The sequence below is a fragment of the Streptomyces sp. CNP082 genome (assembly GCF_059570535.1).
Map to the genome: position 1 here is coordinate 165,981 of NZ_JCANSZ010000004.1, position 20,398 is coordinate 186,378.

At 74.4% G+C, this 20,398-nt stretch carries 19 protein-coding genes; 10 read left to right on the forward strand and 9 right to left on the reverse strand.

Features of this window, described 5'->3' with window-relative positions; genetic code table 11:
• Positions 1–71 precede the first annotated feature (71 nt).
• From B124_RS05100 to B124_RS05110, 3 genes are read left to right on the forward strand one after another with little or no spacing between them, the layout of a single operon-like run.
• The gene (locus B124_RS05100; protein ID WP_496501559.1) at positions 72–1,421 is read left to right on the forward strand and encodes an MFS transporter; all 1,350 of its coding nucleotides are present in this window, start codon (positions 72–74) and stop codon (positions 1,419–1,421) included.
• 51 nt (positions 1,422–1,472) lie between these two features.
• Positions 1,473–2,135 (forward strand): TetR/AcrR family transcriptional regulator, encoded by a 663-nt coding sequence (locus B124_RS05105; RefSeq protein WP_496501422.1) that lies wholly within the window; start codon positions 1,473–1,475, stop codon positions 2,133–2,135.
• A 55-nt stretch (positions 2,136–2,190) separates the two neighbouring features.
• Positions 2,191–4,263: a HelD family protein gene (locus B124_RS05110; protein WP_496501423.1), complete on the forward strand. Its 2,073-nt coding sequence runs from the start codon at positions 2,191–2,193 to the stop codon at positions 4,261–4,263.
• A 292-nt stretch (positions 4,264–4,555) separates the two neighbouring features.
• Here the strand turns inward: B124_RS05110 and B124_RS05115 are convergent, their stop codons facing one another.
• Positions 4,556–4,942, reverse strand: a complete 387-nt coding sequence (locus B124_RS05115; RefSeq protein WP_496501424.1) for a DoxX family protein — start codon at positions 4,940–4,942, stop codon at positions 4,556–4,558.
• 424 nt (positions 4,943–5,366) lie between these two features.
• Here B124_RS05115 and B124_RS05120 point away from each other — a divergent pair, with 424 nt between their 5' ends.
• The 3 genes from B124_RS05120 to B124_RS05130 all read left to right on the forward strand — a co-directional run bounded on the left by B124_RS05120 (position 5,367) and on the right by B124_RS05130 (position 8,029).
• Positions 5,367–6,581 carry a Cmx/CmrA family chloramphenicol efflux MFS transporter gene (locus B124_RS05120; protein ID WP_496501425.1) on the forward strand — a complete coding sequence of 405 codons (1,215 nt, stop codon included), beginning with the start codon at positions 5,367–5,369 and terminating at the stop codon, positions 6,579–6,581.
• 193 nt (positions 6,582–6,774) lie between these two features.
• Positions 6,775–7,374, forward strand: coding sequence for a hypothetical protein (locus tag B124_RS05125; protein WP_496501426.1), 600 nt, complete (start codon positions 6,775–6,777; stop codon positions 7,372–7,374).
• A gap of 145 nt (positions 7,375–7,519) precedes the next feature.
• Positions 7,520–8,029, forward strand: a complete 510-nt coding sequence (locus B124_RS05130) for a DinB family protein (protein ID WP_496501427.1) — start codon at positions 7,520–7,522, stop codon at positions 8,027–8,029.
• Between the two features lie 72 nt (positions 8,030–8,101).
• On the opposite strand, the gene B124_RS05135 is transcribed toward B124_RS05130, so the two are convergent.
• The 3 genes from B124_RS05135 to B124_RS05145 form a co-directional block, all read right to left on the reverse strand.
• Positions 8,102–9,001: a GNAT family N-acetyltransferase gene (locus B124_RS05135; RefSeq protein ID WP_496501428.1), complete on the reverse strand. Its 900-nt coding sequence runs from the start codon at positions 8,999–9,001 to the stop codon at positions 8,102–8,104.
• A gap of 230 nt (positions 9,002–9,231) precedes the next feature.
• A complete protein-coding gene (locus B124_RS05140; RefSeq protein WP_496501429.1) occupies positions 9,232–9,810 on the reverse strand; it encodes a hypothetical protein in 579 nt (192 codons plus the stop codon).
• A 119-nt stretch (positions 9,811–9,929) separates the two neighbouring features.
• Entirely contained in the window at positions 9,930–10,325 is a 396-nt protein-coding gene (locus tag B124_RS05145; protein WP_496501430.1) for a RidA family protein, read from the reverse strand.
• Between the two features lie 61 nt (positions 10,326–10,386).
• Here B124_RS05145 and B124_RS05150 point away from each other — a divergent pair, with 61 nt between their 5' ends.
• Positions 10,387–11,382, forward strand: coding sequence for a helix-turn-helix transcriptional regulator (locus tag B124_RS05150; protein ID WP_496501431.1), 996 nt, complete (start codon positions 10,387–10,389; stop codon positions 11,380–11,382).
• On the opposite strand, the gene B124_RS05155 is transcribed toward B124_RS05150, so the two are convergent.
• Together B124_RS05155 and B124_RS05160 are read right to left on the reverse strand one after the other, a co-directional pair.
• Positions 11,360–11,956 carry an RICIN domain-containing protein gene (locus B124_RS05155; RefSeq protein WP_496501432.1) on the reverse strand — a complete coding sequence of 199 codons (597 nt, stop codon included), beginning with the start codon at positions 11,954–11,956 and terminating at the stop codon, positions 11,360–11,362. The genes B124_RS05150 and B124_RS05155 overlap by 23 nt on opposite strands.
• Positions 11,957–12,213: 257 nt before the next feature.
• A complete protein-coding gene (locus tag B124_RS05160; RefSeq protein WP_496501433.1) occupies positions 12,214–12,585 on the reverse strand; it encodes a winged helix-turn-helix transcriptional regulator in 372 nt (123 codons plus the stop codon).
• Between the two features lie 121 nt (positions 12,586–12,706).
• On the opposite strand from B124_RS05160, the gene B124_RS05165 reads away from it, so the two are divergent.
• Positions 12,707–13,609: an NAD(P)-dependent oxidoreductase gene (locus tag B124_RS05165; RefSeq protein WP_496501434.1), complete on the forward strand. Its 903-nt coding sequence runs from the start codon at positions 12,707–12,709 to the stop codon at positions 13,607–13,609.
• Positions 13,610–13,633: 24 nt separating this feature from the next.
• Here the strand turns inward: B124_RS05165 and afsK are convergent, their stop codons facing one another.
• Positions 13,634–16,306: a protein serine/threonine kinase AfsK gene (afsK, locus tag B124_RS05170; protein ID WP_496501435.1), complete on the reverse strand. Its 2,673-nt coding sequence runs from the start codon at positions 16,304–16,306 to the stop codon at positions 13,634–13,636.
• A gap of 226 nt (positions 16,307–16,532) precedes the next feature.
• Positions 16,533–17,360 (reverse strand): VOC family protein, encoded by an 828-nt coding sequence (locus B124_RS05175; RefSeq protein WP_496501436.1) that lies wholly within the window; start codon positions 17,358–17,360, stop codon positions 16,533–16,535.
• Positions 17,361–17,598: 238 nt separating this feature from the next.
• On the opposite strand from B124_RS05175, the gene B124_RS05180 reads away from it, so the two are divergent.
• Together B124_RS05180 and B124_RS05185 are read left to right on the forward strand one after the other, a co-directional pair.
• On the forward strand, positions 17,599–18,252 hold the full coding sequence (locus B124_RS05180; RefSeq protein ID WP_496501437.1) for a TetR family transcriptional regulator: 654 nt from the start codon (positions 17,599–17,601) through the stop codon (positions 18,250–18,252).
• A 205-nt stretch (positions 18,253–18,457) separates the two neighbouring features.
• On the forward strand, positions 18,458–19,699 hold the full coding sequence (locus tag B124_RS05185) for a flavin-containing monooxygenase (RefSeq protein WP_496501438.1): 1,242 nt from the start codon (positions 18,458–18,460) through the stop codon (positions 19,697–19,699).
• Between the two features lie 160 nt (positions 19,700–19,859).
• Here B124_RS05185 and B124_RS05190 read toward each other — a convergent pair whose 3' ends face one another.
• Positions 19,860–20,390, reverse strand: a complete 531-nt coding sequence (locus tag B124_RS05190; protein WP_496501439.1) for a RapZ C-terminal domain-containing protein — start codon at positions 20,388–20,390, stop codon at positions 19,860–19,862.
• Positions 20,391–20,398: the final 8 nt, after the last annotated feature.

Genomic DNA, 20,398 nt, shown 5'->3' on the forward strand with positions numbered 1-20,398 from the left:
ATACCTTGGCCTTCAGGCCACTCGTGCGCGTGTGATCGCCGGGCGATCCTCTACGGGTGACGCAGCCACGCATACCCTCCGCCGGCACCGAAACCGACACCGCGACCGGAACCGACGCCCCCGGCACCGCCGCGCCCGCGCCCGCCCCCATAAAGCGGCCCGCCGGGCGCCGCGTGCACCGCGCCTGGTTCGTCGCGGCGGTGACCTTCGTGACCGTCGTGGCCGCCGCCGCCTTCGTCGCGCTCCCCGGGCTGCTGATCGGTCCTCTCCACGACGAGTTCGGCTGGTCCCGCGGCACCATCGGCCTCGCGGCCTCGGTGAACCTGACGCTGTACGGCGTTACCGCCCCCTTCGCCGCCGCGCTCATGGACCGCTTCGGCATACGCCGGGTGGTGGCCGCGGCGCTCCTGATGATCGCCACCGGCGCCCTCCTCAGCCACTGGATGACGGCGAGCTGGCAGCTCATCCTCTACTGGGGCCTGCTCATCGGTCTCGGCACCGGCTCCATGGCCCTCGCCTTCTCCGCCACCGTCACCAACCGCTGGTTCGTCAAGCACAAGGGCCTCGTCACCGGCCTCCTCACCGCCGCCACCGCCTCCGGCCAGCTCGTCTTTCTCCCGCTGCTGTCCTGGATCGTGGAGACCCACGGCTGGCGGCCGGCGACGGTCACCGTCGCGCTGGTCTCGGCCGCCGCCGTCCCCTTCGTCTGGCTCCTGCTGCGCGACCACCCCGCCGACGTCGGCCTCGCCCCCTACGGCTCCGACGAGTTCGTCCCCAAGCCCCCGCCCCAGCGCGGCGCCGCGGGCCGCGCGCTGAGCGTCCTGCGCAACGCCTCGCGCAGCGGTACGTTCTGGCTCCTGTGCGGTGCCTTCGCGATCTGCGGGGCGTCCACCAACGGCATCATCCGCACCCACTTCGTGCCCTCCGCCCACGACCACGGCATGGCCATGACCGCTGCCGCCTCGCTCCTCGCGGTCGTCGGCATCTTCGACATCATCGGCACGGTCGCCAGCGGCTGGCTCACCGACCGCTACGACGCCCGCCGGCTGCTCGCCGTCTACTACGGCCTCCGCGGCCTGAGCCTGATGTTCCTGCCGCTGCTGCTCGGCCCGTCCATCCACCCGCCGATGATCTTCTTCATCGTCTTCTACGGCCTCGACTGGGTCGCCACCGTCCCGCCCACGCTCGCGCTCTGCCGCGAGCACTTCGGCGAGGACAGCGCGATCGTCTTCGGCTGGGTCCTCGCCTCCCACCAGATCGGCGCCGCGCTGGTCGCCTGGCTGGGCGGCGTGGCCCGCGACATGACGGGCTCGTACGACATGGTGTGGCTGGCGTCGGGCGGGCTGTGCGCGCTGGCGGCGATGATGTCGCTGGTGGTGCGGGGCGGCCGGGCGGACGAGCCGGTACGGGCGGCGGCGTAGCGCCTGCGCCCCCGGCCGGCGGGTGCGGCGCACGCTCCTATCCTCGACCCCATGACCAACCCCGGCACCCCCGCGCCCGGCCTGCGCGAACGCAAGAAGCAGCGCACCCGGCAGCTCCTCTCCGAGACCGCAATCCGGCTCTTTCTCCAGCGGGGGTACGACACGGTGTCCGTGGCGGAGGTCGCGGCTGCGGCGGAGGTGTCGAAACCGACGCTCTTCCGCTACTTCCCGTCCAAGGAGGACCTGGTACTCCACCGGTTCGCCGATCACCAGGACGAGGCGGCCCGGGTGGTGGCGGCCCGCGGGGAGGGCGAGTCGCCGCTGGCGGCGCTGCGCCGGCACTTCCTGGCCGGGCTTGAGCGCCGCGACCCGGTGACGGGGCTGTGCGACGACCCGGCGGTGATCGCGTACCAGCGGCTCCTCTACGGGACGCCGGCCCTGGTCGCGCGGCTCGCCGGCTGGCAGGAGCGCTCGGAGCGGGCGCTCGCCGACGCGCTCGCCGATGCGCCGGGAGGGTCCCCCGAGTCGCCGGCCGGGTCCGCGGTGCAGGCCCGGCTCGCGGCGGGGCAGATCGCGGCGGTGCAGCGGATTCTCGCGGAGGAGAACGTACGGCGGATCGCGGACGGGGAGAGCGCGGACGCGGTGGCGCCGGACGCCAGACAGGCGGCTGAACTGGCGTTCCGGCAGCTCGCGAAGGGGCTTGAACCAGGGTGAGCAGTCATTGCATAACCGAGTAAAAAATGTAACCGAGTTGCGTTATGTTGGGCGGATGAGCACCACGCACACCCGCGCCGAGGCATCCCTTGCCGCCGAACGCCGCTACCACGAGACCTGCCGTGCCGCCCTGGACGCGATGCTCGCGGGTGCCGACCGGCAGGTCGCCGTCGGCGAGCACGTGTCCGCGTCCGGCGCCGACGCCGAAGTGCTCGGCTACGAACTGCGCAGCCACGCCAAGGAACTGCGCGAACTGCCGCCGGCGCCGCTGTTCTTCGGCCGCCTCGACTTCGGCGACGACGCCGGGCAGGCGGGCGAGCACGCCGGGCAGAGCTACCACATCGGCCGGATGCGCATCACCGAGAGCCCGTCCGCCCCGCCCCTCGTCGTCGACTGGCGCGCTCCGGTCGCGCGCGCCTTCTACCAGGCCGGCCCGCAGGACCCGCAGGGCGTCGAAACCCGCCGCCGGTTCGGCTGGGCGCCCGGCAGCACCGGCGACTCCGACGACCTGACCAGCCTGGAAGACGAACGGCCCGCGGCGGAGGCGGCCCCCGGCGGCGCCATCCTGACCGGCGAGATCGAGCGCCCGCGCACCGGCCCGATGCGCGACATCGCCGCCACCATCCAGCCCGACCAGGACGACCTGGTACGCCGCGGACTCGGCGTCTCCGTCTGCGTCCAGGGCGCGCCGGGCACCGGCAAGACCGCCGTCGGACTGCACCGCGCCGCGTACCTGCTCTACACCTACGGGCGGCAGATCCAGCGCGGCGGCCTGCTCGTCCTCGGCCCGAACCGCACGTTCCTGTCGTACATCTCGGCCGTCCTGCCCGCCCTCGGCGAGACCGGGGTGCGGCAGTCGACGGTCGGGGAACTCGTCGGCGAACCGGCCGCCGCGGAGGACGGCGCGGTGGCCGCCGCGCTGAAGCACGACGTGCGGATGGCCGAGGTGCTGCGGCGGGCGCTGTACGGGCGGGTGTCGGCGGACGGGATCACCGAGTCGGTGGCGGTCCGCGACGGCTCCGCGTGGTGGCGGGTGCCGCCCGCGGAACTCGCGGAGATCGTCGCGGGCGTACGCGACGAGCAGCCGCCGTACGCGATCGGCCGCGAGCGGGTGCGCAGCCGGATCGTGGACCGTATCCAACGGCAGGCCGAGCGCCGGGCCGTGACCGTCACCGCAGCCTGGACCCAGCGGGTCGGCCGGGCCCGGCCGGTCGGCGCCTTCCTCGACGCCGCCTGGCCGAAGGCGAAGCCCGCCGAGGTGCTCGCCGCGCTCTTCACCGACGCCGGGGAGCTGGCCCGCGCCGCCCACGGCATCCTGGACCGCGCAGAACAGCGGGCGCTGCTCTGGGCGAAGCCGCCGCGGTCTCACAAGTCTGCGAAGTGGAGCGCCGCCGACCACGTACTCCTCGACGAGCTGTCCGGGCTGCTCGACCGCCCCGAGGGCTACGGCCACATCGTCGTCGACGAGGCGCAGGACCTCTCCCCGATGGAGGCGCGGGTGATCGCGCGGCGCGCGGAGTTCGGCTCGCTGACGGTGCTCGGCGACCTGGCGCAGGGCACCACGCCGTGGGCGGCGCGCGACTGGCCCTCGCTCCTGGCCCACCTGGGCCGCCCGGACGCCGAGATCGCGGCGCTCACCACCGGTTTCCGGGTGCCGGCCGCCGTGGTCGGCCTCGCCAACCACGTACTCGGCCACCTCGACGTCGACGTCCCCGCCGCCCGCTCCCTGCGCCACGACGGGGCGCTGCGGATGCTGCCCGCCGCGGACGTCCTCACCGCGACCCGGGACGCCGTACGGGAGGCTCTCGGCGCGGAGGGCTCGATCGGAGTGATAGCCGCCGCGGCCGATGCCGACCGGGTGCGCGCGGTGCTGGAGCGGGCCGGCATCGCGACAGCCGGCCCGGACGACCTCGCCGCCCGCGTCACCGTCCTGCCGGCGACCGCGGCCAAGGGCCTGGAGTACGACCACGTCGTCGCGGTCGAACCGGCGGCGATCACCGAAGCCGAGGACGGGCAGAGAGGCCTGCGCCGCCTGTACGTGGTGCTGACCCGCGCCGTGACCCGCCTCGACGTGGTGCACAGCCGCCCGCTGCCGTTCCCGGCGATGACCAGCGGCGCGCTCGCGTAGGCGGGTCGGTATGGCGGCGGGTCGGCGCGGTGCCGTCAGGTGTCCGCCGGAGGCCCGGCGTCGGCGGCGGGCTGGGCGGTGAGGGCGGCGGCGGTCTGGGTGAGGTGCCGGGTCAGGGTTTCGGCCGCGGCGTCGGCGTCGCGGGCCAGGGCCGGCTCGGCTCGCCGAATGCCTGCTCATCGACCTGGAGGCGCCGGGCCCGGACGGCGCCACCGCGGTCGTACAACGCATCGGCGAGGCGATCCGGGCCGACCTCCGGCTGCTGCACCGCCTGCGGCACCCCGGGGTCCGGTCAGGAGGTGAAGGACTCCGGTCCGAAGCGGCCCCATGCGACGAAGACGGCCATCGCGAAGTACAGCGCGTCGGCTCCCCACGTCGTCACCTTCTCGCCGCGACGAAGGCGCATGGTCACCGCGCCGGCCATCATCAGTGCCGCGCCGACGGCCGCCAGCGGGACCAGGACCGGCGCGATGTCGAGGGCCGCGGGCAGGACCAGCCCGGTGGCGGCCATGAGTTCGAGGACACCGAGGGCCCTGAGGCCCCCGGGGCTGACGTCCTGGGTCCATTGGGCGGCGGCGGAGCCGGTGGGGATCCTCTCCTTCGGAATGACCAGCTTGGTGCTGCTGACCAGAAAGACCGCAGCCAGCAGTGCGGCAACGATCCACAGAGCGACGTTCACGACGTACTCCCCTCAGACTGCCGGTCCTTGGACAGCGGGTGTCCCGTGCCTGCCTCGCACACACCGTCTTCCCCACGCCGCTCCGCTCAGACACCCGGGCCCCCGCACGGGGAGGCGAGTGCGTAGCCCCGAATGCGCGCCACCGTGACAAACTCCCGGCAACGCCCCCGCAAAATCACCCCAAACCGCCCACGCGGCCCGACTTTTGCCCAACGGCACGCACCCATCCGAAGTAAGGTGAGCGCCATGTCGAGCCCCGAGGCATCCACTGTGGGGGCTTTCGGTCACGCCGTCAGCCCCCTGAACCCCTGAGGTTCCGCCCCCTCCCCGCCCTGCGGCCTTCGCATGGGCGGCCGTCGGGCATCCCTGGGCTGGCCGTGGTGACGAGACGCCTTCCGTCCGTTCACTTGCCTCGGAGTCCTCGATGCCCCTCGCGCTCTACCTGCTTGCCCTGGCCGTCTTTGCCATGGGCACGTCAGAATTCATGCTCGCCGGCCTGGTGCCGGACATCGCCGTCAGCCTCGACGTCTCGGTCGGGACCGCCGGGCTGCTCACCTCCGCGTTCGCAGCCGGGATGATCGTCGGCGCGCCCACCATGGCCGCCTTCGCCCGCCGTTGGCCTGCACGGGCAGCACTCCTCGGGTGCGTGGCGGTCTTCGCCCTCTGCCACGTCGTCGCCGCGATCACCCCGGCTTTCTCCGTGCTGTTCGCAACCCGTGTGCTGGCAGCGGTCGCCAACGCCGGGTTCCTGGCGGTGGCACTCAGCACCGCGACCCGCCTCGTGGCCCCGGACCAGAAGGGGCGCGCCCTGGCGGTCCTGCTGTCCGGTACGACGACCGCCACCGTCGCCGGTGTGCCTGCGGGTGCGCTGCTCGGCACGGCACTGGGCTGGCGGGCCACGTTCTGGGCGGTCGCGCTGCTGTGCGTGCCCGCGGCACTCGGCATCGCAGGCGGTGTCCGTACGGACGAAGCACCGGAAGGGCCGGACCGCGGTCCCTCCCTGGCCTCCGAACTCGCCCAGCTCCGGGTGCCCGGCTTGCTCATGGCGATGCTGCTCGGCGCTCTGGTCAACGGCGGCACCTTCGCCGCATTCACCTACCTGGCACCGATCGTGACCGGGACCGCCGGCTTGGACGAATGGTGGGTGTCGCTGGCGCTGGTGCTGTTCGGCGTCGGGTCCTTCGCCGGGGTCACCGCCGCCGGACGCCTCTCCGACCGGCACCCTCGCTTGACGATCGGCGCGGCCTCGCCCGTCCTGCTGCTGGGCTGGCTGGCTCTGGCGCTGTTCGCGGAGCATCCGGTCCTGCTGCTCATCCTGGTGTTCGTCCAGGGCGCCCTGGCGTTTGCGGTGGGAAGCACCTTGATCACGCGGGTTCTCTACGCGGCGTCCGGCGCACCCGCGATGGGCGGTTCCTACGCAACCGTCGCCCTCAACGCCGGTGCTGCCGCCGGCCCGGCGATCGGAGCGGCGGCGCTCTCCGGCTCCGGTGACCTGGGGCCGGTGTGGGTTTCCGCCGCGCTGACCGGGGTCGCCTTGCTCGCGATGCTGCCCTCGCTGCGTCTGATCGCACCGCGGGAGCGGACTGCGGAGGTCGACGTCAGTGGGCGAAAGTCGGGCCGCGTGGGCGGTTTGGGGTGATTTTGCGGGGGTGTTATCGGGAGTTTGTCGCGGTGGCGTGCATTCCGGGGGGCTGGTAGCCGGGGTGTATCCCGCGCGGACTTCCGCCGGAGCCCGGTCCTCCTCGGCGCCCCCCGGTGACGCCCCCGGTGGCGGGAGGGGTGATCCGGACGTAGCGTCGAGTGGGGGACTACGGCATCGGAGGAGTACGAAGATGCTGGAGAAGAACACCGCGAGCAACAAGCGCTACGTCGCCGGATCCGTCCTCGTGCTCATCGGCGCCGCGGCCGTCGTCGCGAGTGCCTGGCTGCCCTGGTACAACGGCCGCGACGGGCGGTACTACCAACTCAGTGACGTCTTCGACGGCATCTCGGCCACCCGCGCCCAGCTCTTCGGGTCGCTTTTCCTGCCCATGGCGGTCGCCGCGCTGCTGGCCCTCTACGGGACCTTCACGCGCTCGCGCGGCTTCGTGCTTCTGGCGGGCGTGCTGGCGCTGTTCATCTCCGCGCTGTGGATGTTCCGGCAGAGCCAGTTGGTCGGCGGTCTGGAGATCAACACCCAGGGCACCGGACTGGACGTCGGGACCGCCAACGCCGTCATCGGCTCCGCGCTGATGCTGATCGGCGCGGTCGTCTGGGGCAAGCAGCACCGTCACCCCCTCACCCCGCCCGCGGAAGAGGGCCCGCCCCGGCTCCGGCACCGTTCCGTCTCCCACGCCGGCGAGCCCCGGCAGGGCGCGGGGGGCGAGCAGGGCGGGGAGGGCGAGGAGGGCGCCCCCGCCGACCGCCCCCAGGAGCCGCCCCGCGCCGCCTAGCGCCCCGCGCCGCCTGGTGGGCGGGGTTCGGATCCTCCGCTGGGAGTAATAGGCGCTAATGCTCAATGCGTATTACTCACTGGCCGGTTCCCGGGCCGTGCGGGAATACTGGCCCCGCACGCAGCACGGATGAGGGGTACGGCCAGTGACCAGCGACAGCCGCGTAGGACCGCCCATGTCGGGAAGCGAGCGCGACACCCTGCGGGCGTTTCTCGACTACCATCGCGCGACCCTCGCCATGAAGTGCGAAGGGCTGACCGACGAGGAACTGCGGCAGCAGTCGATGCCGCCGTCCACGCTGTCGCTGCTCGGTCTGGTGCGGCACATGGCGGAGGTGGAGCGCGCGTGGTTCCGCCGGGTGTTCGACGACAACGACGCGCCCATGGTCTGGTCCGACCGGATCGACTTCCAGGCGGCGTACGACGCGAGCACCTCGACCCGACAGGAGGCGTTCGCGGCCTGGGAGGCCGAGGTGGAGAACTCGCGCCGCATCGAGCGGGAGGCCGGTTCCCTGGACCGGGCCGGGTATCAGCCGAGGTGGGGCGAGGAGGTGTCGCTGCGGATGGTGATGGTCCACGTGCTCCTGGAGTACGGCCGCCACAACGGGCACGCGGACTTCCTGCGTGAGGGCATCGACGGCACCGTGGGCGCCTGAGCCGACGCCCCGTGCCCGCGCAGCCGGCGCGGGGCACGGGGGCCGGCCCCGGCCGGCCCCCCGCCCCGCGCGCTACGTGGCCTGGCCCGGCGGGCGGAAGTTGATGCGCTCCCTCACCACCGGGAAGCCCGCCTTCGCGAAGTGCGCGGCCATGGGGAAGTTGCCCCGGTCCGTCGCGCCGCTGATGAACTCCGCGCCCTCCTCGACAAGGTAGCGGGTGCACGCGGCGAGCAGGTCGTACGCGTAGCCGTGGCCGCGCTGTTCGGGGACGACGCCGATGAAGCCGATGGTCGGGCCCGAGGGGTTGTGGGCAGGGATGTGGATGCCGGCCAGATCACCGTCCGGCGTGTACGCCGTCTGCCACCACTCCCGCGGGGAGGGGCACCAGTGGAAGAAGTCGAGTTCCTCCTGGGCGGCCTGGTCGAGGCCGCCTTCTTCGATGGCCCTGAGCGCGTGGGCGTCCAGCGTCACGGAGTGGACGCGGCGCAGGGCGTCGAAGAACACGGCGTCGTCGGGTTCGGGGCTGAAGCGCAGGCGGCCGGGGAGTTCGGGCAGGCCGCGCTCCGGGGTCCAGCGGTAGAGGTAGCGCTCGACGAGGAGTTCGTACCCGGCGGCGCGGGCGGCGGCGAACCGGGCGTCGGCGGCGGCGCGCAGCGCGGGTTCTTCGCGCCAGTCGCCGGGCAGGTTGATCTCGAGTTCGACCTGCCAGGGCGCGGAGCGCAGGAGCTGGGCCCCCGCCTCCTCCTCGCCTTCGGCCACGTCGAACCAGTTGACGGTGAGGGGCTCCGCGTCGTCGGGGCCGCCCCACCACGCGCCGCGCGCGACGACCTCGCCGTGGCGCAGGGCGACGCGCTGCCATTCCGTACGGAACTTGGTGCGGCGGTGGTTTTCGCGGGCGCCGAGGGGGTCGGGCAGTGCGTCGAAGAGAGTGGCGTCGCTCGGGGAGAGCGCGCGGATGACCGGATCGGTCATGGATTCCTCCGGGGTACGTGCTGCTTGGCGCGCTCCCGGTCAGAACCTGTGATCCACGCCGGACTGCGGACGAGGGGAGCGCTGGAAAGGTGTGAACTGCACGGCACTCGCCTCCTTCCGGTCGTCTCGGGGCGTGGCGCCCTCACACAGTAGGTGATCTTCCGCGCGCCGTCCACGGGTTTCCGCGGTCCGCGGAAGCCGGCGGGGCGGCGCCGCCCGCGCCCTTCGGTTCATGTCGGTCCGTACCGGACGGAGAAGCTGATGGTCCTGCGGTTGCCGAAGTCCGCGATCAGGTTGTGGGGCTCGTGGATGGGCGTGAACAGGTGTACTTCCAGGAACGCGCGCTGCTGCAGCAGGAGATCGCGGTCCACGTTGTTGACGCGCAGGGTGCGCGGGTTCAGCTGAGCGGCCTCGCGGTAGCGGCCGAGCCGGCGGTGCCACAGGGTCAGGCGGTCGCCCTCGACCACCGCCACCAGCCGTCGCCGGGACAACCGGGCGAGCAGGGTGAGCGGCACCCCGTCTATCTCGTCGTACGTGACGTGCGACTGCCGGCGGCCCCGGGTGTCGAGCCCCGTGACGGCTTCGATGCGCACCCAGCGGATCTTCATGTCGGACGTGCTCTGCCCGTGGCGGCGCAGGTGGGCACTGAGGACCCGGGTCGAGCCGAGCAGGTAGCGGTGCCGGCGCAGCGGCATCAGGACGATCAGCACGCCGACGGCCGCGAGGCCCCAGACCCAGCCGCCGCCGAGGCCGAAGCCGATCGCGAACGCGGAGCCGAGGACGAAAACGAAGAAGAAGCAACTGCCCATGGAGCCCGGCCTCCCGCCTGCCGCCCGCCGCCTCCCGGCACTGGACCCGGCCTGGCCGCAGGCCCGCCGGCAGGGGCGCCACGGTGCCACGGCCGGCGGGGGACCCGTCCCGGGCCGCGCTACGCGACGGCGGTGGCCTCGAGTTCCACGAGCAGGGGCGGGAGTGCCAGGCGGGTCACGCCGAGCATCGTCGTCGGCGGGGCCGCCTTCGCCCCGGCCAGGCGGGCGGCCAGCTCGCCGTAGTGCTGGAAGAGGAGGTCGGCGTCGGTGGTGTAGACGTTGAGGCGGACGAGGTCGGCCAGGGACATGTCCGCGGCGGCGAGGACCGCTTCCAGGTTGTCGAGGCTGAGCCTCAGCTGGGCGGCCATGTCGCCGGCGTGCTGCGGTACGCCCTCGGGGCTCATGGCGGTCTGGCCGGAGACGAAGAGGGTCCGGGTCTGTCCGGAGACCAGTTCGCCCTGGTGGAAGCCCATCTCCGTCGACCAGTTCACCGGGTTTATCGCTGTGCGTTCCATGGCGTCAGCCTCACAGCGAAAGACGACACCCTGTGTCGTGTATCTTGCTAGATTTTTTCGCATGCGCGCCGATCGCCTGGTCTCGCTGGTCCTGCTGCTCCGCCAGCGCGGCCGGCTCTCCGCGGCCGTGCTCGCCCGCGAGCTGGAGGTCTCCACCCGCACCGTGCTGCGCGACATCGACGCGCTGTCCGCGGCCGGCGTGCCGGTCCACTCCGAGCGCGGCCGGCACGGCGGGTTCGCGCTGCTGCCCGGGTTCCGTACGGAGCTGACCGGGCTGAACCACGACGAGGCGCTCGCCCTCCTGATCGCCGGATCGCGGCGCGGGGCGCAGGCGTTCGGGCTCGGCTCCGCGCTCGCGTCGGCGATGCTCAAGGTGGTCGACGCGCTGCCGCCCGGCTACCGCGACACCGCCGCCGGCGTGGCCGAACGGCTCCTCGTCGACCCCGAGTCCGACCTCCTCGCGCGCCCGCTCACCGCCGACGACGTACCGGACGATGTGCTGGCCGCCGTCCGAGGCGCCGTGTTCGCCGGGCGGAAGCTGCGGATCCGCTACGCCCCGGAGGGCCGGGCCGCGGCGTGGCGCACGGTGGACCCGATCGGCCTGGTGACCGTACGGGACAAGGGCTATCTGCTCGCCACCCGGGACGGCGCCGACCGCACCTACCGCCTCGCGCGGATCCGCGCCGCGGCACAACTGTCCGAACCGGCCCGGCGCCCCGGGCGCGTCGACCTCGACCGGGCCTGGCAGGAACGGAGCGCCCGGTTCCGTAGCGGCGGTGAGCAGGTGGCCGTGGCGGTACGGATCACGCCGCGGCGCCGCGAGGAGCTGGTGGGCACCGCGCTCGCCGTACTCGCCGAGGACGTGGAGCCGGACGGGCGGCTGCGGCTGGAGGCGGCGTTCCAGGACGCGCGGCACGCCGAGTGGGCGGTGTGGCAACTCGCCACGGACGCCGAGGCGCTGGCGCCGGACTGGCTGCGTACCGCCCTGCGCGACCGCGCCGCCGCCCTCGCCGCCCGGTACGCAGGACCGCCGGCTACGGCGGCGGGGTCAGGCTGATCCGGAACTCCTGGTCCCCGGCGCCGGAGCAGTCCGCCTGGACGATCTCGGCGCCGGGGGCGGTGTCCTCGTCGCGCAGCGCCAGGCACGCGCCGCTGTCCGGGCGGATCCGGAACCGCCTCTCGTCCGGCCGGTCGACCGCCTCGATCCAAAAGCGCTGCGCCGGATCGTCGTCGGCGCACGCGTCGCGCGGTTCGAGCAGGCCGCGGCCCGGTCCGTCGCGCATGGCGGTCAGGCAGCCCACGCCGTGCTCAGGGTGGTGCCACTGGATCTGCACCGCGCCGTCGCCGACGGGTTCGAGGTACACCAGCGGCCGGTCGGCCCGCCCGCAGGGCTGCTGCGCCGCGACCGCCGTGCGGTAGCGCCGCGTGCGGTCCGTACCCTCCGTGACGCACAGCCCGGGCGTACGGGCCGGATGGATCTGCGCCCAACTGCCCACGGCCTTCAGGCCCGGCACGGTGCCGCCGGCCACCGCCGTGCCGGACTCCGACGAGTCCGGCAGCAGCGCCCGTACGCGAACGCCGATCCGCCTTGCCGTCCGCGCACCGCCGTGGACATCCTCGGTCGCGGGCACCACAAGCGCTCGGTGCCGGCGCGGCCGGTCACGGGGTCGGCCGCGCACAGCCGGGGCACCGGCGGGGCACGGCGCAGGCGCCGAGCGCGTGGCGGGGGAGGTGGGTCCGGGGCCCCGGCGGGGGGCGGGGTCCCGGACGCGCTCGCGAGGAGGCCCGGGACACGGGGGAGTCCGGGGAGGGGGGTCCGCGGCGGCGGGTCCGCGGGATCAGCCCGCCGTACGGGCGGCGCGCGCGCCGGCGGCGCGTACGCCGGGGGTCAGGTGCTGGAGCCCGCCGTCTCCGCGGCCCGTGCCGCCACGGCCCGCTCCCTGCCCCACTCCGCCAGCGGCACCAGCGCTGTGTTCAGCCGCGCGCCGGCGTCCGTCAGCGAGTACTCCACACGGGGCGGCACCTCCTCGTACGACACCCGCCGCACGATTCCGTCCGTCTCCATCTCGCGCAGGTGCGAGGCCAGGACCTTCTCCGTGATCCCCGGCAGCAGCCGGCGCAGTTCGCCGAAGCGGCGGGCCTGCCGGCCGTCCAGCGCCCACAGGATCAGCACCTTCCACTTGCCGCCGATGATCTCCATCGCCGCGTCGATGCCGCAGACGTGGCCGTCCGGTGCACCGGGCCGGTTGAGCGTGGTCATGCTCCCCTCCCGCCTTTCCCGCCTTCCGCACCCCCGCCGAGGTGCTCGCTCACCCCAGGGTAACCACCCACTCGAAAGTGCGTACTTGATCAGCTACGGGCCTGTGACCAGCCTTGTCGTCATGACACCGCACACCGGAAACACCGCAGGCAAGCCCTCCGTCACCCTGCTCGGCCTCGGCTCGATGGGCACCGCGCTGGCCCGCGCCTGGCTCGCCGCCGGCCACCCCGTGACCGTCTGGAACCGCACCCCCGCCCGCGCCCGGTCGCTGGCCGCCGAGGGGGCCCGTACCGCGGACACCGCCGCGGCGGCGGTCGCGGCGGGATCCCTCGTCGTCGTCTGCCTGCTGGACGACACCTCGGTCGGCGAGGTGCTGGCCGGCGCGGACCTCACCGGCAAGGACGTGGTCAACCTGACGACGTGCACCCCAGCCCAGGCCCGTACCCGCGCGGCCTGGGCGCAGGAGCGGGGCGCGCGCTACCTGGACGGCGGGATCATGGCCGTACCGCCGATGATCGGCGTCCCGGAGGCCGGGGGCTACGTGTTCTACAGCGGCCCGCGGGAGCTGTTCGACCGCCACCGGGACACCCTGGCGGTCCCGGCGGGCACCACGTACACCGGCGCGGACCCGGGCTTCGCGGCGCTGCACGACGTGGCGCTGCTGAGCGCCATGTACGGGATGTTCGCCGGCCTCACGCACGCCTTCGCGCTGATCCGCAACGAGGACGTGGACCCGGCGGCGTTCGCGGGGCTGCTGACCGACTGGCTGACGGCGATGGCCCCGGCCGCGCACGGGATCGCCGCCGAACTCACCGCCGGACCGGCCACCGGCGGCCAGGCACAGGACGACGTCTCCAGCCTCGCCATGCAGGTCGCCGGCACCCCCACGTTCCTGGACACCGCCCGCCACCAGGGCGTCAGCGCCGAACTGCTGACCCCCTACTTCGAGCTGATGCGCCGGGCCCTCGCAGAGCGCGGCGAGGCGGAGAACCCGCGGGGCATGGTCGACCTCCTGCGCCGCTGAGGGGCGCGCGGGCGGCGCCCCCGGTCAGCGGCGGGCCGTGCCCTTTCCGGCGTCCAGGGCGTAGACGCAGCGGTCCTTGCTGCAGGCGTAGACGACGCCGTTGGCGACGACCGGGGAGCCGGTGATCTCGCCGTCCGTGGCGAGTTTCCAGCGGAGCTGGCCGCCCACGGCGTCGACCGCGTAGATGCAGTGGTCCGCGGAGCCGAAGTGGACGCGGCCGTCCGCGGCGACGGGGGCGCCGATGAGGTCGCCGCGGGTGGCGAAGCGCCACATCGGGGTGCCGGCGACGGCGTCGAGGGTGTAGAGGGCGGAGCCGCTGCCGACGTGGACGTGGCCGTCGGCGACGAGGACGGGCTCGATGGACTGGCGGGCCTCCGTGGCGATGCGCCAGCGTTCGCGGCCGTCCGCGGCGTCGAGGGCGTAGACCGTGCCGAGGTGGTCGGCGACGAAGACGCCGCCGCCGTTCAGGGCCGCGCCCGGGGCGTACGCGGGCGGGCTGAGGATCACCGCCGGGGCCTCGAACGTCCAGCGCAGCGTGCCGTACGCGGCGTCCAGGGCTAGGACCCGCTTGCCCGCCGCCGCGAAGACCGTGGGGCCCGCCGCTGTACCGGCGGTGGCATCCGCGGGGAGCAGCCGCACCGGGACGCCGCCGCAGGCGGCGGCGTCGCCGACCGGGTACGACCAGCGCTCGGCGCCGGAGCGGGTGTCCAGGGCGCGCAGCCGTCCTTCGCCCCAGACGTAGACCGTGCCGTCGTGGGCCAGCGGCCCCGCCTCCTGCGTCTCGAACTCCGTCTGCGCGCCGTTCATCTCCCACAGCGGCTCGCCGGTCGCCGCGTGCCGGGCCTGCAGGCCGCCGCCGCGGGTGCCGGTGACGACGGTGCCGGCGGCGACCTGGAGCGAGTACACCCAGCCGCCGGTGCCCTGGCGCCACAGCTCGCGGCCGTCGGCGGCGTCGAGGGCGTAGAGGCTGGGGCCGTCGGAGGCGTGGACGAGGCCGTCGGACAGCGCCATGGACCAGGCGACCTCGCGGGTCTTGAACTGCCGCCTGCCGCTGGTCACGTCCAGGGCGTGGACCTCGAAGGAGGTGACGTACAGCAGGTTTCCGGAGACGACGGGCTTGCCCCAGACGTCGTTGGACATCCGGAACCGCCACGGCCGCCACCGCGCCGGCTCCTGCGGTGCGGCCCCGGCCGGGGGCTGGGGGGCCGTGGTGGGCGGGGAGGCGGCGTTCAGCTGGCCGGAGTGCGGGGCGGACGCCGGCGGGGCGCCGTGCGCCGCGTCGCCGCGGGGGCGGGCCCAGCCCAGGTCGAGCCCGCCGTCCGCGGCGGCGCGGGCGCGCGCGGCGCGGGCGTCCACGACGCGGGGGCCGGGGCCGATCGGCACGGCGGCGCCGGCCAGTTGCTGGTCCCCGGCGCCGGCGTGCTGCGGGGCGGCGGCAGAGGGGGCGCCCGGCTGCTGCGCGGGCGCGTGCTCCGGCGGCGCCGCGGGGGGCGCGGCCGGGGCGGCGCCGGGCGCGGCATGGGCGGCCCCCGCACCGCCGTGGGGGGAGCCGGCCCCGGGCGGCCCGGCGTGCCGCCCGTGGGCGGAGTGCGGTGCCGAGTGCGGTACGGAAGGGGGCGCCGGCTGCGGCGGCGACTGCGGTACGGGCCCCGCCCCCGGCCCCGCTCCCGGCCCGGCGGACGGCGCCGGGGCCGGCGGGTGCGCGGGCCGCGGCGGCATCGACCGGCGCGACGCGGAGGACCCCCGCGATCCCCCGTTCCGCCCCGACGAGCCGTGCCCCCTGGCACCGCCCAGCGTGGCCGCGGCCCCCCGGCGCGCCTCGATCATCCGGATCGCCGGCTGCGGCAGCCACGCCGACGCCGTACCGCTGTCGTCGCCCGCGGCGCCGAAGAGGTGCGGCGCCAGGTCGGACTGGAGCGCCCCCGGGGAGGGCCGGTGGTCGGCCGACATCTGCATGCACGCCTCGATGAGCGGACGCAGCTCGTCCGGCAGCCCCTCCAGGTCGGGCCCCTCGCGCAGCAGCATGAACACGGTCTCGACGGGGTTCGCGCCGTGGAACGGTGCGTGCCCGGTGGCGGCGAAGACGAGGGTGGAGCCGAGCGAGAAGACGTCGCTGGCGCCCGTCACGCTGCGCGAGTCGCGCGCCTGCTCCGGCGACATGTACGCGGGCGTGCCGACGGCGACGTTGGTCATGGTCAGCCGGGTGTTGGAGACCCCGGAGGCGATACCGAAGTCGATCACGCGCGGCCCGTCCTCCAGGACGAGCACGTTGGACGGCTTGAGGTCGCGGTGGACGAGCCCGGCGCCGTGGATGGACTGCAGGGCCTCCGCGACCCCGGCGGCCACCCACCGCACGGCCTGCGGCGGCAGCGGGCCGCAGTCGTTGACCATCTCCTCCAGCGAGGGCGCGGGCATGTACGCGGTGGCGAGCCACGGCACGGCGGCCCGCGGGTCGGCGTCGACGACGGGCGCGGTGTAGAAGCCGCTGACGGCGCGGGCGGCCTCGACCTCGCGGGTGAAGCGCACGCGGAAGAGCTGGTCCTCGGCCAGTTCGCTGCGGACAGTCTTGATCGCCACGCGGCGCCCGGAGGCCGACCGCGCGAGATAGACGAGACCCATCCCGCCGGCGCCCAGCCTGCCGAGCACCTCGAAAGGACCGATCCGCCTCGGGTCGTGCTGCGCAAGCTGCTCGACCACGTAACCATCCACCTCCCCGTGGGGGGCTCCCGGAACCGGGCCCCCCTGCAGCCTCTCACCGCAGGCGTACGGCCGTCAGTCCCGAAAGTACGCCTGCCGATTCTCCACTTTGGAACGCGCCGGGGCTAACCCGGGGGGCGGCTCCGGGCACCGCCGCCCCTGGAACCGCCGGGTCCGGCGGACCGCCGGGGCCCGTACCGCCCACGGGGCGCGGGAGAGCACGGCGTCAGGCCCTGTCGGCGCTGGTGGCGGGGGCATCGGCACCCTCACCGCCCGCGTCGCCGTCCAGCACCGCGAACGCCGCCCCCTGGTTGTCCGCCACCACCGCGAACGTCGCCCCGGGCAGCTCCCGCCGGTCCACCAGCACCCGCCCGCCCCCGCGCCGCACCGCATCCAGCGCGTCGCCGACGTCGCCGACCCGGAAGTAGACGAGGAAGTGCGGCGGCATCTCGGCCGGCAGCACGTCGCCGACGAGCGCCCGCCCCGCGACCCGCCGGCCCGAGCCCGGCAGCGCCCACGCCTTGAAGCCGCCCGCTCCGGACGGGGGATCCGCCAGCTCGTAGCCGAAGACGGCCGGGTAGAAGGCGTCGGCCGCGGCGGCGTCGCGTACGTAGACCTCGGTCCAGCAGAAGGCGCCCGGCACGCCGGTCGCGCCGAAGCCCGGCCGCGTACCGGCCTGCCAGAGGGAGAACACCGCGCCGTCCGGGTCCGCGACCTCCGCCTTGCTGCCGGCCTCCGAGGCCGTCGTCGGCCCGGTGAGCACGGTGCCGCCGGCCTGGCGGACCTTCGCCACGGTGCCGGCGAGGTCCCCGGTGGCCAGGTGGACGCCCCACTCCGTGGGCATCCGGCCGTCCCGCTTGGCGACCAGCGCGGCGACCGGCCTGCCGTCGAGGAGCGCCCGGGAGTGCCGGGGGAAGCCGCTGCCGCTGCCCGTGCCCGCGCCGCCCTCCGTGAACGTCCAGCCGAACAGCTCCCCGTAGAAGCGCTCACCGGCGCGGAGGTCGGGCAGTGCGGCGTCGGCCCAGCAGGGTGAGCCCTCGGCGAATGCGGCCATGGCCGTCGTCCTTCCATGGGACCGTGGTGGGGACTGGTGTGAGGGGACCGGCGGGACGGGGATCGTGCGATGGGTCGCATCGCCAACGTATCCGGAGCGGACATCGGCTCTTGCGAAAATACCCCGAACGTCGGGTCAATTCTGATCGAGCGTGGCAATTCGCGCACTTCCGACCGGGTGGCCTCCCCGTTTGCCCTCGTCAGATCGCGGTTCGATCACACGTCGGTAAGCTGACGGCATGACAGGTCAAGTTCGGACGGTGGACGGCCGTGTCGCCGGCCGGCGCGGCCAGGCGACCCGCACCAAGCTGCTCACATGTCTCGGTGAGATGCTCGACTCCTCGCCGTACCGGGACGTGAAGGTGATCGACGTGGCCCGCAGGGCGGGCACGTCGCCCGCGACCTTCTACCAGTATTTCCCGGATGTCGAGGGCGCAGTCCTGGAGCTCGCGGAGCAGTTGGCCAAGGAGGGCGCCGACCTGACCGGGCTGGTCGCCGGCCGCTCGTGGGCCGGCAAGTCCGGGGCGCAGGCCGCGGAGGAACTGGTCGACGGGTTCCTGGGGTTCTGGCGGCGGAACGAGGCGATCCTGCGGGTCGTCGACCTCGGTGCCGCGGAGGGCGACAAGCGCTTCTACAAGATCCGGATGAAGATCCTCAACTCCGTCACCAAGTCCCTCACCGAGTCGATCAGGGAGCTGCAGGCGAAGGGCCGGGTCGACGAGGCCGTGCAGCCGGCGGCGGTGGCCGGGTCGCTGGTGGTGATGCTCGCGGGGGTGGCGGCGCACCAGAAGGCGTTCCAGACGTGGGGCGTCAGGCAGGCGGACCTGAAGCCGTCGCTGGCGCTGCTGGTGCACCTCGGGGTGACGGGGCGGAAGCCGCCGAAGCAGGTGTGAGCGCGCAGCGTACCCGCTGCTGAATCGATAGTGCTACGAGCGCGCAAGCCGCCGGACGGCGGCCTTCGCCCCTTCCCCCACCGGCTACGCCCTCACTGGCGGGGGTGCCCCCTCCCCCACCGGCTACGCCCCCACTGGCGGGGGTGCCCCCTCCCCCACCGGCTACGCCCCCACTGGCGGGGGTGCCCCCACTACGCTCACCGGCATGTCTCATGACCGTGTCCCTTCAGAGCGCCCGCAACCGGGACCCGCGCGCCCGGGGCGTGCGCAGCCGGGCCCGGACGACCGTCCGGTGCTCGTCGTCGGCGGCGGCCCCGCGGGGCTCGCGACGGCGGCGGCGCTGGGCGCCGCCGGGATCCGGGCCGTGGTCCTGGAGCGGGGCGGCCGGATCGGCGACTCCTGGCGCCGGCACTACGACGGGCTGAAGCTGCACACGCCGCGGGGGATGTCGGGGCTGCCGGGCACGCCGATCCCGCGCCGGTACGGGCGGTGGGTGGGGCGGGACCAGCTCGCGCACTACCTGGAGGAGTACGCGGAGAGCCACGAGCTGGAGATCGTGCACAACGTGGAGGTGGCGCGGATCGACCGCGGCGCCGGCCCGTCGTCAGGCCCGTCGGCCAGCCCGTCGTCAGGCGCCGGCTGGCAGGCGGCGGCGACCGGCGGCCGGGTCCTCGAAGCCCGCCGCGTCGTCGTCGCCACGGGGTACTGCCACACCCCGTACGTACCGGAGTGGCCGGGGCGCGACACGTACCGCGGCGAACTGCTGCACGCCGCGCACTACCGCAACCCCGCCCCGTACGAGGGCAAGGACGTCCTCGTCGTCGGCGGGGGCAACACGGGCGCGGAGATAGCCGTGGAGCTGGCGGCCGGCGGCGCGAAGCGGGTACGGCTGGCGGTACGGACGCTGCCGCACCTCGTGCGCAGGCCGGCGGCAGGCTGGTGCGCGGTGACCGGCCGCCGCCTGAGCGGCGCCCTGCCGGCCCGCACGGTGGACAAGCTGGCGGCCAGGGTCAGCCGCATCGCCGTCCCCGACCTCGGCGCGTACGGCCTGCCCCGCCCGGCGAGCGGCCTCTACACCCGGCTGCGCGAGGGCGCGGTCCCGGTCGTGGACACGGGCCTGGTCGCGGCGGTACGCGAACGCCGGGTGCTCCCGGTCCCGGCGGTAGCGGCGCTGGACGCGGACGGCGTCATCCTGGCGGACGGCGACCGCGCGGAGCCGGACGCGGTGATCGCGGCGACAGGCTGGCGGCGCGGGCTGGAGCAACTGGTCGGCCACCTGAACGTGCTGGACGCCCACGGCCTGCCGCGCACCCGGGGGTGGCGGTCACCGGAGGGGGCGCCGGGACTGCACTTCGTGGGGTACACGCCGCCGCTGAGCGGGACCCTGCGGGAAATCGGCCTGGAGGCGGGGAAGTTGGCGCGGGACGCGGCGAGGCACGGCGGCTGAGGCGGGGACGGAACGCACTCGCCTCGTTCACCGTGCCCTTCCGCGGATTGGTGCAGAGCAGGCCGTGCACGGCCGCGTTCCTTACCCGTTAGCCGGCCGCGGGGATCGCGGGCACAAGACGCCCCGGCCCGTGCTCCCCGCGGGTTGCAGGCCCGCGCCGTCAGGGCCGCGGGCCGTCCGCCCCAGACGACTGGGGCGGAGCAGGAGCACCTTGTGCCGTGCCCGTCCCGAGGTGCTCCACCGTCACACGGACCAGGCCGTTCATCCGCCGCTGCATCGAGGTCGCGACGGCCACGGAAAGCTGCCCGTCGGCGCATCCCACGGCCACGGTGACCGGTCCGCCGACCGGCCCGCTGCGGAACGCCGCAACCAGGGGGACTACACCCTCGACCAACTCTGCAGCCCCCTCCGCCGTCAGCTCCACCTGGGCGCATGCGTCACAGACGGTCACGCCGGTGAGGTCGGCGGCATCGCCGGGCTCTCGCACCGGGGAGCCGCTGAACCGACGCAGGTCGAGCGTGATGTCCGCGGCGGGGAGGGGAAGCGGCCCGCGCGCGAAGCTGAAGCTCATCACGCGCACCGCGGGCAGTTCCCAGAGCAAGTCGCCCGCCGCTGAGGAACTGCGCTGTGGGACCTCCTCGTTCTGCCGGTCAGCAGAGGTGTCGCCGGTGGTATCGCTGGCACTGATCATCGGGGAAT

What these genes read in the sequence shown, in the direction of transcription:
- B124_RS05135 (WP_496501428.1), bottom strand. Translation starts at nt 9,001, where the DNA reads ATGACCGATCCGGTCATCCGCGCGCTCTCCCCGAGCGACGCCACTCTC.
- B124_RS05145 (WP_496501430.1), bottom strand. Translation starts at nt 10,325, where the DNA reads ATGGAACGCACAGCGATAAACCCGGTGAACTGGTCGACGGAGATGGGC.
- B124_RS05185 (WP_496501438.1), top strand. Translation starts at nt 18,458, where the DNA reads ATGTCTCATGACCGTGTCCCTTCAGAGCGCCCGCAACCGGGACCCGCG.
- B124_RS05105 (WP_496501422.1), top strand. Translation starts at nt 1,473, where the DNA reads ATGACCAACCCCGGCACCCCCGCGCCCGGCCTGCGCGAACGCAAGAAG.
- B124_RS05190 (WP_496501439.1), bottom strand. Translation starts at nt 20,390, where the DNA reads ATGATCAGTGCCAGCGATACCACCGGCGACACCTCTGCTGACCGGCAG.
- B124_RS05160 (WP_496501433.1), bottom strand. Translation starts at nt 12,585, where the DNA reads ATGACCACGCTCAACCGGCCCGGTGCACCGGACGGCCACGTCTGCGGC.
- B124_RS05180 (WP_496501437.1), top strand. Translation starts at nt 17,599, where the DNA reads ATGACAGGTCAAGTTCGGACGGTGGACGGCCGTGTCGCCGGCCGGCGC.
- B124_RS05165 (WP_496501434.1), top strand. Translation starts at nt 12,707, where the DNA reads ATGACACCGCACACCGGAAACACCGCAGGCAAGCCCTCCGTCACCCTG.
- B124_RS05110 (WP_496501423.1), top strand. Translation starts at nt 2,191, where the DNA reads ATGAGCACCACGCACACCCGCGCCGAGGCATCCCTTGCCGCCGAACGC.
- B124_RS05175 (WP_496501436.1), bottom strand. Translation starts at nt 17,360, where the DNA reads ATGGCCGCATTCGCCGAGGGCTCACCCTGCTGGGCCGACGCCGCACTG.
- B124_RS05140 (WP_496501429.1), bottom strand. Translation starts at nt 9,810, where the DNA reads ATGGGCAGTTGCTTCTTCTTCGTTTTCGTCCTCGGCTCCGCGTTCGCG.
- B124_RS05150 (WP_496501431.1), top strand. Translation starts at nt 10,387, where the DNA reads ATGCGCGCCGATCGCCTGGTCTCGCTGGTCCTGCTGCTCCGCCAGCGC.
- B124_RS05125 (WP_496501426.1), top strand. Translation starts at nt 6,775, where the DNA reads ATGCTGGAGAAGAACACCGCGAGCAACAAGCGCTACGTCGCCGGATCC.
- B124_RS05120 (WP_496501425.1), top strand. Translation starts at nt 5,367, where the DNA reads ATGCCCCTCGCGCTCTACCTGCTTGCCCTGGCCGTCTTTGCCATGGGC.